Origin of the sequence: Anaerosporobacter faecicola (genome assembly GCF_012070565.1) — a bacterium.
Lineage (GTDB): Bacteria > Bacillota > Clostridia > Lachnospirales > Lachnospiraceae > Anaerosporobacter > Anaerosporobacter faecicola.
The window spans coordinates 120,663-133,388 of record NZ_JAAQRO010000002.1; the positions used below are offsets into that span (position 1 = coordinate 120,663).

Genomic DNA, 12,726 nt, shown 5'->3' on the forward strand with positions numbered 1-12,726 from the left:
GGTGAGAATATGGAATTTTATAAGATGAATGCGGAAGTATTGCCAAGAATACACTTCTTAGATGAAGCCACGATTAGCCCTCCCTATGTACATAGAAAAAGAAGAGCAGGAGAACAAATCTTGTACTATATAAAATCTGGTGAGATGCATCTTAAGGAAGATGGTAAAGAATTGATTCTTCTGCCAGGAGATGTGTGCATTTTGGATGGAAATCGTACGCATGAAGGTGTCGATGCTACAAAATGTAATTATTATTATGTTCACTTTCAATGTAAGGATATGAAGTTGGTGGAGTTGGATGAAACGGATCTTGAGTTAACAAAACAATTTCAGCGAAGATGCAGAAATCAAGAGTTATACGAGGTTTCCTATGGTGGATATGATGAACAGATCTTGTTCCTACCAAAACATTGGCATATTCAAAATATAGCCGATCAGGTTTATCTAACAGAACTTATTCAAAAGGCTATTCGGGAAGATTTCAGTGTAATGGAGAATCATAAAACAATGGTTTCTATGGACATTCTAAAAGTATTTATCGTAATTTCCAGATGGTATATTACGAATCATAATAAGAGCCAGGGTGGGAGTATCCCAAAAAGCTATTTGAAGATTCAACAAATTCAAGATTATTTGAATCAATATTATTATGAGGATATTGCAAGCACAACGATTGAAGATTTATTTGCTTGTAATTTTGATTATATGAATAGAGAATTCAAACAAATGATTGGACAAACAATATTCTCCTATCTTACCACAGTAAGAATCGAGCACGCGAAAAGACTGATGGAGCAGACCAATATGCATAGTCGTGTGATTGGTCAGAGAGTGGGCTATCCAGATGAGTATTATTTTAGTAAGGTATTTAAACGCCATGTTGGAATGTCACCAAGTATGTATATGAAGATGTCAGGGGCAAAAGGTCGTACAATGCATGCTTGCGTGCAATTATCTGACCTTGGGACCCACAAAAACATGAGAAATTAGCCTGAAAGCGAAGTTCTCATGTTTTTAGTAGAATGGGAACACGAAGTGCAAAATTCTGCGTAACATCAAGGGAATAAAAGTTAAGGTTTTTTTATGTGAAGTTAAGTGAAAAAGTCGTTATAAGACAAGACGAGATGCTTATATACATTGTTTTATGAAATCCTTTTGTAGTATACTCAGGTAAACTACAAAAGGAGGTTTTCTATGGATAAAACAATTATTTCGCTAAATCAGGGCTGGAGATTTGTCTTAGTCCGTAACAATTATTCATCTATGGTAATGAATCCTTATGAAGATGAAACGGAAGATGCTTGGTATAAGGGCTGGGATGATGCTTCTTATACTAGTGTAAACTTGCCTCATGATTGGTCCGTTACAGGTCCATTTGATAAAAGAAATTCCAGTGGAACAGGGTATTTACAAGGTGGAATTGCTTGGTATCGTCTGCATTTTAACATACCGGAGAACTACAAGGGAAAGAGAATTCGCATTCATTTTGATGGCGTATACAAGAATAGTCACGTATGGATTAATAGTTATGATCTCGGGAAACATCCCAATGGATATACACCATTTTCATATGATATAACACCATTTGCCTGCTTTGGAGAGACAGAGAATGTACTCTGTGTGAAGGTCTCACATCTGGATGTGGCAGATTCAAGATGGTTTACTGGTAGCGGAATGACAAGAGGTGTTTCACTAATTGTGGAAGAAGCAGTGCATGCTGCAGAAGATGGAATATATAGTACAACAATAGATGCCAGTGAAGCATATGCACATCTTGTAATTCACCATGAGATTGTGAATGAGAAGGATATTGATGAGAAAATAACGGTTGAAACAAGAATACGGGATCAGGAAGGCAAAATCGTCCTTGACCAGAAGAATGATGCAATGATAATAGGTGGAACGACTAAAACATTTCAGTGGAATGTTACAATGCCAAAACCAAATTTATGGAACTGTGAAAATCCATATCTCTATACAATGGAAAGCATGTATCATACGAATAGAGAGTCCTATGTTGCAGATGTGCAAAAGATTGGTATTCGAACAATACAGTTCGATGCGGAAAAAGGATTTTTTCTAAATGGTGTAGAAACAAAGCTAAAAGGTGTTTGTGTTCATCATGATGCAGGTGTGTTAGGCGCTGCGGTGACAAAAGAGGTGTGGAAAAGACGTCTTCTCACACTCAAAGAATGTGGATGCAATGCAATTCGATGCAGTCATAATCCTCATATGCCACAACTGTATGAACTATGCGATGAATTAGGCTTTCTCATGATGGATGAAGCCTTTGATGAGTGGGAAACTCCGAAAAACAAATGGTCAGTAGGACATAATGTTTACCCACCGAAACATCAGGGATATGCAGAAGATTTTGCGCAATGGCATGAAAAAGATTTAAGAGATATGGTACGGCGTGACCGAAAGCATCCAGCTGTTATTATGTGGAGCATTGGAAATGAGATTGATTATCCCAATGATCCATACTGCCACAGTAGTTTTCAGAGTATGACAGGAAATAACGATGCAAACAAGCCTGCAGAAGAACGTATCTATGACCCGAATAAGCCAGATGCAACACGAATGGTTGCAATAGCAAGAGAACTTTCTAACATCGTGAAAGAAGAAGATGAAAGCAGACCCGTAACCATGGCATTGGCATTCCCGGAACTCTCGGCAACGCTTGGAATCTTTGATTCACTCGATGTTGTTGGATATAATTACAAAGAGCACCTATACGAACAGGATCATAAAACCTTTCAGGCAAAACCATTTATAGGAAGTGAGAATAACCATACTTACGCAGCTTGGAAAACTGTGAAGGATAATTCCTATATAAGTGGACAGTTTCTTTGGACAGGAATTGATTATCTGGGAGAGGCAAGTGGATGGCCAATTCATGGATCGAGTGCTGGACTTATGGATCTTGCAGGATTCCCAAAGCATAGATTCCTTGCAAGAAAATCGTATTGGCAGACAGCTCCGTTTATTGGAATTGCAACAAGAGAAGCAATCGATGTGGATGAGGAATGGATTCCTTGTCAAACATCGTGGAATTATGAATTAGGACAGAAAGTAATCATTCGTTGTTATTCCAATCAACCAAGGGTATGCCTGTATCTGAATGATAAAAGGATTGGTGAACAGGCTGGCTATAACAAGGAAGGGTGGTATCAGTTTGAAATTGATTATGAACCCGGAGTAATTCTTGCAGAAGGAAAAAATGAAGAAGGAGAAGTTGTATGTGTGACGAATCTTTCCACCACTGGAAAAGCAGCAGTATTAGCGGCAAAATTATGGAAAGATGACAGTGCAGACTATAACATTCCAGATACAATAGGATACATCTATCAAGTAGAGGTATCTCTTCTTGATCAGGAAGGAAAGGTCGTTCAAAATGATGAGCATGTTATTACCGCAGAAGTACAAGGAGTAGGTGAGCTCTTAGGCCTGGAAAATGGAAATCTCTCAGATAATACAAGTTATACGGAAGATGCACGCATGACCTTGAATGGACATTTGCTTGTATATATTAGAAGAAATGGTCTAGGAAATATTCGTTTACTTGTGAAAGCAGAGGGAATGAGAGATGAAAAAGTGGAGCTTATGTTTGCTTAATTTTAAGAATATGAGCATTGACACAGCCGAAGGTAAGATGACACTTATGGGCCTCTTTATTCCATTGTTTGTAGAGCAGTTACTAATGAATATGATGGGTACGGTAAACACATTGATGCTTGGTAATTATGCAGATGATGCGGTTGCTGCGGTAGGTGCTGCAAACCAATTAATCGGATTCATATATACAACGTTTGCCGTAATAAGTGGTGGTACATCAGTCGTAATCAGTCATAGGCTAGGTGCAGGTTCGAAGGAGGAAGCATCGGATGCAGCAGTTACTTCTATTGTTTTCTGTGGTGGATTAAGTCTGGTAGTGGGCATTATTCTCGCTAACTTTGCAGGTCCCCTGATGAAACTTATGCAGCTTGAAGGAAACGTGTTATCCATGGCTGTGGTGTATTTCAGGATTGTTATCTCCTTTGCATTCCTTCAGGGAATCATGTCGGTTATTTCAGCAATTTTAAGAAGTTATGGACGACCAAAGAGAGCGGTGGTCGTGTCCTTATTGATGAATGTATTGAATGTAATACTTAACGCAATTGTTCTATATGGGAATATTAATGAAAAATATGTTGGAACAAGAGGAATTGCTATTGCAAATGTTACTTCTAGATCGATGGCATTGGTACTTGGTGTGGTATTTCTTGCCACTGCAGGACTGAAACTTAATATTAGAAAGAAAAAACTTAGAAGTTTTCGATGTATAAGAAGAATACTACATATCGGAATTCCAGGGGGAGTAAGTAGCCTGTCTTACTCCTTATCACAGGTGGTATCAACTTCCATACTGGCAGTGCTTGGAACAATGGCGCTTACGGCTAAGATTTATGTGTCTTCCATCGTTTTTTATGTGTATGTTCTGGGATATTCCATCGGACTGGCAACAGCTATTATGATTGGCTGGATGAAAGGTGCAGGAGAATATGAGAAAGCATATGTGCTAAATCAGCAAATACTTAGATTTGCCGTTACTGTAAATGTGATTCTCTCAAGTGTTATCTATGTTTTTCACAGGCAGATTATGAGTGTGTTTACAAGTAATCAGCAAATAATCCATATGACTGGAATCATATTTCTGATCGATATTTTTGTTGAATTTGGCCGTGCATTTAATCATATTGAAAATAATTCATTGAGTGGAGCGGGAGATGTTTTGTTTCCGATGATGATCGCTGTCGTTTCAGCGTGGGGAATTAGTATCTTATTCTCGTATATCCTTGGTATACAAATGGGACTCGGACTTACTGGTTGTTGGATCGCATTTGCAATGGATGAAATGTTTCGTGGAATTATGTACTTTTTCAGATTTCGATCCAAAAAGTGGATATCCAAGAGAGTTTAATTGACATAACTGTTCATTCACAATAAAATGGTCGTTTTCAAACCAAAGTTCTAGAATAGCACTTCAATCTTACAAAACTGTAATCATAAGTTTTATTAACGTTGATTTTACTGGAGATGTGGAAACTATAAAATTTTACTTACGCCATTTTAAGCAAAAATTGATTAAGTTGTGATAGGCTTTATATTGCAAGACACCTGAATACAATATAATTTTGTGTATAGGGTGTCTATTGTTATGCCTTTTAATCACAGCTGATGGTTTCGTATATACATTTGAGAAGTTTGGTGAGAAAAATTCAATGGCTAATAATGAATAGAAATGTTACAATAAGAATAGAAGAATAAAATTTAATATGTAAAGTTATAGAATTAATATTAAAATAAAAACAAACAAAACTACAAATTCCGTTTTGCTAAGGAGTAATGTATAGAAAAAATATATTTATACAAAATGTAAAAGTATAAAAATGTATAGGGGAGAATATCACATGATTTTTGAGGGGATGACTGGAGCAGATATAGTAGGATTCATTTCATCGATTATTACAGCAGAAGAAGCTGGTCGGTCGTGGCTAAATGTAATTAGGGAAAGAAGAGCAAAAGAAAAGGATAAGTTTGATTTTTTTATGTATTCATCTGACAATCAAATGGTGGAAAGAGCATTAGATAGATTAAAACAGACTATTGCAAATAGTGAAAAGATAGAAGTATTAGATGAAACTGATAGAGAGTATATTAAGAGATGTGTATATGATAAGATACATCTGTGTTACTATGAGCATAATGAAGTAGATGAAATGATAGACATACTTCTATCTGCAATAAATGAATATATTGAAAAACATGCCTCTGTGGTAGATAAAGTATTAATCAATCAGAATAAAACAATAATAAATCAAAATAAAACCATGATAACTTCACTAGATCGCATAGAAGAAAATATGGAAAATAAAGAGAATCGTATAATTGAAAGTAATAATAGGTTTTTAACGGATACTGCGCCATATCCAACAGGTAAATTTAAATACAGAGATGATGAAATTAAAGATATTATAACGTTAACTGAACATCATAATAATATTGCAATATATGGTGTTGGAGGTATTGGAAAAACATCTATCTTACGTTCTTTGTATCATTATTACAAAGATGAAACATCATTTTCTTTGTTATGGGTTCCGTATAAAGGCAATATTTTAAATGATATACTAGAGTATTGTAACCTTGTTCAATTAGATAAAGAAAAAAGTGAAAATGAAGACTTTATTAGAAAATATTTTATGAGAAAAAGCGAACAAATTATTATATTTATTGATAATGCAACAGAAGAACTAATAAAATCTCCGTTTTTTCAATTCCTTAATGGAACTGTTCGTATTTTTTTATCAACTAGATATTGGAATGAAGATGATATATTTACGAAGTATCAAATTGATCCGGTGAAACCTAAAGAGGCTTTAAAATTATTTTGGGATTATTATGAACATGCTCCAATACCAAATTGCCAAAATAAAATAGAGTCATTACTTGAGAAAATTAACTATCATACATTAATAATTGAGATGGTTGCTAAAGCAGCAAAATGGGCAGAAACATCGTTGAATGAATTTATTGATTCAGTTATAGAGATTGGATATATCTATTCTGAGGATGAAATACAAATAGGATACAATAAGATTGAAGATACGATTGCTGGTCATTTGGCAAGGTTATATAAATTGTCAGCAGATAATTTAGAACGAAATGAAATCTTGTATAATTTTGCAATAATGAGAGATTACATATTACCATTTGATTTTTGGAAATGGATTTCAACAAAAGAAAATATAAAGGTTACAAAAAACAATCTAAAATGGTTAATTAAGCGAGGATGGATAAAAAAAGAGGATACAGGATATAGTATGCACCCAGTAATAAAACAATCAATTTTATTACAGAACCATATTAATATTAAAAGCTTATACTCGTTGCTTGATACAATTCTTTCAAAAGAAAAAGAATTTTTTGATTTAATGTTAAATTCAGCAGACTTGAATAAAAGAATAAATATTGCTGAGAGTATTTTATCATATTATGAACCTTTCGAAGGTGAGAATGAAGAAGTACTTTGCATAATGGAAGGATTATTATTAGCATGTGGTCACCAAAGTAGGTTTGACGAAGGAATTGATTGGGCAACAAAAGTAGTTAAAAGAAAACTTCAAATGTATCCATCACAATTTAATGATGATGTGGCTAGTTCAATTTATGATTTGACAAGAATTTTAACTATGGCTAAAAGGTATGATGAAGCTCGTTCTAATGCTGATAATTTATATACTATTCTTAATAAAATATGTGATAAAAATGATATAAGATTATTTTATTTTAGAGAAGTATATATTGAAATTTGTGTTGAACAAAAGGATTATGACCTTGCTACTGCAGAGTATCTTTATGCAGACAGTATGAGTAATTCTCAAATTACTCCTGAGAAAAAACTAAATATTGATATGGCATACTGTAGTTTACTTATAAATAAATATGCTGATGCTAAAAGTAGTAGTATAAGCTATATCCCATCAGAAACATATTTGGACGATGCAGAAAAGGTGCTAGAAAGAATTTATCCAACGTTATTAAACAAATATGGTGAAAATCACTTAGAAACAATGATATGGTATCAAAATATGGCAAACATTTGCCTGTATCGTAATAATGTTTATAAAGCGTTTGAATATGATAAGAAAATTGTAGATGTGCGAGAGAAATATTTGGATCAGATGAATGGGAAATTAGCTGAGGCATATTATAATCTAGCAATTGATTTATTTTATATTGCAAAAAGTGAGAATAAGAAAGCAACTGAAGCATTGGACTATAGTGAAAGAGTAATAAAAATAGTCAATAAGCTATATTCAGAAGGCGATTTTAAGAATCAGGCTGAGGAATTATTGACTACAATACAAAAGTACCAAGATAGTTTTTTATTCAATCAAGGTAAAGTCAAGTGAATAAGGGGCTAAGAAAACCACTTCAATCTTACACGAATGTAAGATAAAAAAAAGAAATGTAAGCCAAATCTAAGGCATTACATTTCTTTTTTTAGTATAATGATACCAGATTCGAAAGTGATGTATCGTAATTGACGAATAACATGTTTTTGAATTCACTTTGTGTGAGCTAGGTGTGAAATAACCTTTTGACCCTTGCATCATGAAATGGGACGAATAGGATACAAGGACTCAAGGTAATCAAAATGATCAGTTTTTGATTCAAGATTAAAAAAAGAAAAGGAGAAAAAAGATGGCATTATTAGAGGTAAATAATCTAAAAAAAATATATACGACACGATTTGGTGGGCAGCAATGCCAGGCACTGAGTCAGGTGAATTTTTCAGTAGAAGAAGGGGAATACGTAGCGATAATGGGTGCTTCTGGTTCCGGTAAAACGACATTATTGAACATTTTGGCATCGCTTGATAAGCCCACAGCAGGTGAAGTGAGATTAGATGGTACGGTATTATCAAAAATCAGTGATAGTAAGATTTCTGCCTTTCGTAGAGAAAACTTGGGATTTGTATTCCAGGATTTTAACTTGCTGGATACGTTCTCTATTAAAGACAATATCTTATTACCATTGGTCTTATCAAGAAAACAGTATAAGGAAATGGAAGCGAAATTAATGCCACTGGCAAAACGATTAGATATTGATTCTTTGTTAGAGAAATATCCATATGAAGTTTCCGGCGGTCAAAAACAAAGAACAGCAGTAGCACGTGCCTTAATTACGCAGCCAAAACTGATCCTTGCCGATGAACCAACGGGAGCACTGGATTCAAAAGCGGCACAAAACCTGTTACAGATCTTTGACCAGATTAATGAGTCAGGACAAACAATTCTTATGGTAACGCATAGTACACAGGCTGCAAGTCATGCAAAGCGTGTATTGTTCATCAAAGATGGAGAAGTGTTTAACCAACTATATCGTGGAAATCAGACGCAGGAGCAGATGTTCCATAAAATAGTGTCAACATTAACGGTATTGTCAGATGGAGGTGTTGATATTGGGTAGATCATTTTATCTAAAATTAGCAATGACAAATCTGAAAAAAAACCGTAATGCCTACATTCCTTATATATTAGGTGGAATGGGAATGGTATTTACCTATGTGTTGTTCTTGCTAATCAGTGATGGAAAAGGGATTGCAAATGTTGTAGGGGGAGAAACGTTGCAGATGCTCTTTGCGATGGGAACATTTATCATATCGGTCTTTTCCGTCATCTTTATCTTTTATGCCAACGGGTTCTTGATGAAGCGAAGAAAAAAGGAAATTGCATTGTATGGAATCCTTGGATTAGAGCGGAAACATGTTGGAATTGTTATGTTTTATGAGAGCTTTTTATCCGCACTTGCAAGTATCGGCGGTGGAATGATCCTTGGAGTTGTATTCGGAAAATTGTTCTTCCTCTTTTTGATGAAAATAACAAAAATTGCAGAGGGAAGTACATTTGTTATTAATAGTAGTGTCTTTGTTAAGACGTTTGTGTTCTTTATTATTGTATATTTTATAACGTTATTATGGAATCAATTACAGATTCGATTAAGTAAACCAATTGAATTATTAAAGGGAGAAGAAGTTGGACAGAAGGAAAAACGTTCAACTCCATTTCTTGCTATTATTGGTCTGGTCTGTTTGGGAGCGGGATATTATCTAGCACTACGTGTTGTGAATCCATTAGCAGCACTTAACGATTTCTTTATTGCTGTTTTGTTGGTTATTGCAGGAACGTATTATCTGTTTCGAGCAGGAAGTATCTTCTTCTTGAAGATTTTAAAGAAGAATAAAAGATATTATTATCAAACCAATCATTTTATCACGGTTTCTGGTATGATTCATCGAATGAAGCAGAATGCAACAGGTTTGTCAAATATCTGTATTCTTTCAACCATGGTTTTGGTTACTTTATCCACCACCATAGCACTTTATGTAGGGCAAGAGAACGTTGTTAGTTCGCGAAATCCTACGGATTATGCACTAAAGATTAACAAGGATAAAGTTGATTCAAAAGAATTAAAGAATGAAATTGAAAACATATGTAAAAAGAACCATATAGAGATCAGTGATTATCAAGATGTACTCTATCAAGATACCTTAATTGATTATACCAATCATTCCATAATGCCTTTGAATCGAAATGAAATATTTGCAAATGCATTTCGCTATTATGATCTTCTTATCATGACGCAAGAACAGTATAATTCCCTATTAAATGAATCAATTGCATTAAATGACGATGAAGTTCTAATTCGATTTGGAACAGGAGCGTATAAGTATGAATCGGTTAAGATTGGGGAAAAGACATATCAGGTTGTACAAGGAAGCAAGAAGATCCCTGTTAATTTCGGTGCCGATATTGGAGCAACCGATGCGATTTTTTTGGTGATGGATACAGAAGAGCGAATTATCCAAACAATAAATGAACTAAATGGAAAACAACAGAGACAAGAAGTAGTTAATATGGATTACCAAGTATTTTTCAATGCAAGTGGTAAATATGAGGATCGAATCAAATGTGCTAACGAAATGAAAAAAACTACGTACAATATGGATTCGAATAGACGTTATACCAATATTGATCTGGACCGAGAAGAAGGATATAAGTTATTCGGTGGGCTAGTATTCCTTGGATTTTTCTTAGGGATTACATTCTTATTAGCTATGGTTATGATTATTTATTTCAAACAGATTTCCGAAGGTTTTGAAGATCGAAAGCGGTTTGATATCTTGAATAAAGTTGGTTTGGATAAGAAAGATGTGAAGAAGACCATTAACAAGCAGATCATTCAGGTTTTCTTTCTTCCATTAGTGGGTGCAATTCTTCATGTATCAGTTGCGTTTAAAATGATTACCAAACTGTTGCGGATCTTCGAGTTAACGAATACGATGCTAGTTTTCCAATGCACATTAGTTACAATTGGGTTGTTTGCATTGATCTATATCTTTGTTTTCCGGATGACTGCTAAAGCATACTATCGAATCGTTAAGAGATAGAGTGAAAGAAAGCGTGCATAATAGCTATAATCTCGAAAAAATAATTGAAAAGTAGATATAAGAGTATTCTGAAAAAAGAGGAAAGCTTGCTTGAAGCTATAGTTGAGATGGAGTAGAAGAGATAAATATAATATAGAAGGTTCGTAGATTCTTGTTAGAGGGTTGGCATGGAGCTGAATGCAATGTAATAGATGTGGGGGGAGAAAAAACATTCCAGCTTATAACACGTAACAGAATGATACGAACCTAGATTAGAAAGGAATCGAACAGAGAGAATGAACAGCTAGCGAAGAGCTGTCTCTGTACGATTCTTTTTGTATGCTTTCATTGCTTCAACGAATTCATAGGGAATCTTCAGATTACCGCGACCTTTTCCAATCGCGATATCCGGTTTGTTACCGCCATGGAAATCTGAACCACCACTTAATAATAAACCATTAAGACGAGCAAGGCGGCGCATGTCGCTTTCGTCACATCCTGTATTATTGGTATAGACTGCTTCAATTCCTGCTAAACCGTAGGATTTGAGCTGTGCAACAAGGGTAGCTAGTTCTTCACTTGGTAGGTGATACAAAAGAGGATGGGCTAAGACAGGAATTCCATCCGCTTCGAGTATTAATGCAATTGCATCTTTCGGTTCAATAAATTGTCGTGGTACATAATATGGTGTATCTGGATTCAGATATTTCGTAAATGCATCATTTCTTGTTTTGGTATAGCCATTCTCCGTGAGATATTTGGCAAAGTGTGCACGAGTAATCACCGTATCTGGAGCATCTTCACGTAATGCTTCGAAGGTAATGGGGATACCAGCTTCATTCAAATTATGAATCATCTTCAAGTTTCGTTCATCACGTTCTTTTACAGCAGCAGCCAGACGGTTGATCAGATTGGGATTGGTGTCATCTACGAATAAACCTAAGATGTGAAGATCCTTTCCTTTGTATGCGGAAGAAATCTCAACACCAGAGATTAACTCGATTTCTTGTCCTTGTTCTTTGTGTGTGGCAACTGCTTCTCTTGCCTCTTGCAATCCTTGTACGGTATCGTGGTCTGTTAAGGCAAATGCTGCTAGTCCACTGCGAATTGCTTCATCAACGACTTGGGTTGGGGTGAATGTACCGTCAGAACTGTTTGAATGTACATGTAGATCAATATATTTCATGGAAGTACTCCTTTCTTTTCATATGATTAAGATGAATGAAAATCCTCTACTAGCATACAAGAATATTTGGAATAATACAAGACTTGAACTAATATATATGAACTATACATAGTAACAGGAGGACAAAGGCATGAATAAGGTTGCTGGGAAACAGACTCTTCCCATACATATAGCAAAAGCATTGATTTTTTCGTATATTGTCACTGCAGTTATCTTACTTATACTGTCATTTATCCTGTATAAAGTGCAGATCTCTAGTGGAATCGTGAGTGTTGGGATCATTCTTTCTTACATTCTATCAACTTTTGTAGGTGGATTTTTCATTGGAAAGAAAGTTGAAGCAAAGAAATTCTTATGGGGACTCTTTATTGGGTTGATCTATTTCCTGATCATCATACTAATCTCTGTCATTGCCAATAAGGCAGCTTTTGGGTCAGCTGGAAGTTTAGTTACAGTACTTGGTATGTGTTTATTAGGAGGAATGCTTGGAGGTATGATCAGTTAGACAGTTTTTTTTGGATTGATTTCTGTTTTTGACAAGCAGTATAAGTTATGATATAAT

8 protein-coding genes are annotated in these 12,726 nt (G+C 35.1%); 7 read left to right on the top strand and 1 reads right to left on the bottom strand.

Annotated features, from left to right (window positions below):
- Positions 1 to 9: 9 nt before the first annotated feature.
- The 6 genes from HBB17_RS01075 to HBB17_RS01100 all read left to right on the top strand — a co-directional run bounded on the left by HBB17_RS01075 (position 10) and on the right by HBB17_RS01100 (position 10,999).
- Positions 10 to 990, top strand: coding sequence for an AraC family transcriptional regulator (locus tag HBB17_RS01075; protein ID WP_167954959.1), 981 nt, complete (start codon positions 10 to 12; stop codon positions 988 to 990).
- 204 nt (positions 991 to 1,194) lie between these two features.
- Positions 1,195 to 3,618: a glycoside hydrolase family 2 TIM barrel-domain containing protein gene (locus HBB17_RS01080; protein WP_167954961.1), complete on the top strand. Its 2,424-nt coding sequence runs from the start codon at positions 1,195 to 1,197 to the stop codon at positions 3,616 to 3,618.
- A complete protein-coding gene (locus HBB17_RS01085) occupies positions 3,590 to 4,963 on the top strand; it encodes an MATE family efflux transporter (protein WP_167954963.1) in 1,374 nt (457 codons plus the stop codon). The genes HBB17_RS01080 and HBB17_RS01085 overlap by 29 nt, the downstream gene beginning before the upstream one ends.
- 490 nt (positions 4,964 to 5,453) lie before the next feature.
- Positions 5,454 to 7,958 carry a tetratricopeptide repeat protein gene (locus HBB17_RS01090; RefSeq protein ID WP_167954965.1) on the top strand — a complete coding sequence of 835 codons (2,505 nt, stop codon included), beginning with the start codon at positions 5,454 to 5,456 and terminating at the stop codon, positions 7,956 to 7,958.
- A gap of 292 nt (positions 7,959 to 8,250) precedes the next feature.
- Positions 8,251 to 9,018, top strand: a complete 768-nt coding sequence (locus tag HBB17_RS01095; protein WP_167954967.1) for an ABC transporter ATP-binding protein — start codon at positions 8,251 to 8,253, stop codon at positions 9,016 to 9,018.
- Positions 9,011 to 10,999 (top strand): FtsX-like permease family protein, encoded by a 1,989-nt coding sequence (locus HBB17_RS01100; protein WP_167954969.1) that lies wholly within the window; start codon positions 9,011 to 9,013, stop codon positions 10,997 to 10,999. Before HBB17_RS01095 ends, HBB17_RS01100 begins: the two co-directional genes overlap by 8 nt.
- Before the next feature lie 283 nt (positions 11,000 to 11,282).
- Here the strand turns inward: HBB17_RS01100 and HBB17_RS01105 are convergent, their stop codons facing one another.
- Positions 11,283 to 12,164, bottom strand: coding sequence for a PHP domain-containing protein (locus HBB17_RS01105; RefSeq protein WP_167954971.1), 882 nt, complete (start codon positions 12,162 to 12,164; stop codon positions 11,283 to 11,285).
- Positions 12,165 to 12,294: 130 nt separating this feature from the next.
- Here HBB17_RS01105 and HBB17_RS01110 point away from each other — a divergent pair, with 130 nt between their 5' ends.
- The gene (locus HBB17_RS01110) at positions 12,295 to 12,669 is read left to right on the top strand and encodes a TIGR04086 family membrane protein (protein ID WP_167954973.1); all 375 of its coding nucleotides are present in this window, start codon (positions 12,295 to 12,297) and stop codon (positions 12,667 to 12,669) included.
- The last annotated feature ends 57 nt before the right edge of the window (positions 12,670 to 12,726 follow it).

Excerpts from the sequence above, each read along its gene's own strand:
- HBB17_RS01075 (WP_167954959.1), top strand. The coding sequence starts at position 10 with ATGGAATTTTATAAGATGAATGCGGAAGTATTGCCAAGAATACACTTC.
- HBB17_RS01110 (WP_167954973.1), top strand. The coding sequence starts at position 12,295 with ATGAATAAGGTTGCTGGGAAACAGACTCTTCCCATACATATAGCAAAA.
- HBB17_RS01085 (WP_167954963.1), top strand. The coding sequence starts at position 3,590 with ATGAAAAAGTGGAGCTTATGTTTGCTTAATTTTAAGAATATGAGCATT.
- HBB17_RS01105 (WP_167954971.1), bottom strand. The coding sequence starts at position 12,164 with ATGAAATATATTGATCTACATGTACATTCAAACAGTTCTGACGGTACA.
- HBB17_RS01080 (WP_167954961.1), top strand. The coding sequence starts at position 1,195 with ATGGATAAAACAATTATTTCGCTAAATCAGGGCTGGAGATTTGTCTTA.
- HBB17_RS01095 (WP_167954967.1), top strand. The coding sequence starts at position 8,251 with ATGGCATTATTAGAGGTAAATAATCTAAAAAAAATATATACGACACGA.
- HBB17_RS01090 (WP_167954965.1), top strand. The coding sequence starts at position 5,454 with ATGATTTTTGAGGGGATGACTGGAGCAGATATAGTAGGATTCATTTCA.